1 protein-coding gene is annotated in these 655 nt (G+C 75.9%); it reads left to right on the top strand.

Annotated features, from left to right (window positions below; translation table 11 throughout):
* Positions 1-51 precede the first annotated feature (51 nt).
* Positions 52-655, top strand: a 604-nt coding sequence (locus FB586_RS18560) for a M28 family peptidase (protein WP_136520840.1), incomplete at its 3' end; no start/stop codon positions are given.

A 655-nucleotide genomic window follows, 5' to 3' on the forward strand; every position in this document is an offset into this window, starting at 1 on the left:
GCACCGCGTCGCCTCGTTGACCCGCCCGCGCCCGACCGGTGGACTGGGCGCATGCCGGCGACCGACGACTTCGAGGAGATGTGGCGCGACCTCGCACCGGTCGGCCGGTCGGCTTCCTCGGGCGGCTACTTCCGACAGCCCTGGACCTCCGCCGAGACCGAGCTGCGCGCGTGGTTCGCCGAGGCGTGCGCGGCCCGGGGGCTCGCTGTCGAGACCGACGGCATCGGCAACCAGATCGCCTGGTGGGAGCCGGCACCGTCCGACGAGGCGGGTGCCCTGCGCCCGTCGCGGGACCGGGGCGTGCTCACCGGCTCGCACCTCGACTCGGTCCTCGACGGTGGGGCGTACGACGGCCCGCTGGGGGTCGTCTCGGCGCTGGCCGCGGTCGACGTCCTCCGCGCCCGCGGCTTCGAGCCGACGCGGCCCCTCGGCGTCGGCGTCTTCGTCGAGGAGGAGGGCTCCCGCTTCGGCCGCGCCTGCCTCGGGTCGCGACTGCTCACCGGCGCGACCACCTGGGACGCCGCACGCGAGCTGCGCGACCGTGACGGGGTGTTCCTCGCCGACGCGATCGCCGATGCCGGGCTCGACCCCTCCACCGGGCTGCTGTCCCTCGACCGGGTCGGCACGTTCGTCGAGCTGCACGTCGAGCAGGGCC

Origin of the sequence: Cellulomonas telluris (assembly GCF_004886325.1) — a bacterium.
Lineage (GTDB): Bacteria > Actinomycetota > Actinomycetes > Actinomycetales > Cellulomonadaceae > Cellulomonas > Cellulomonas telluris.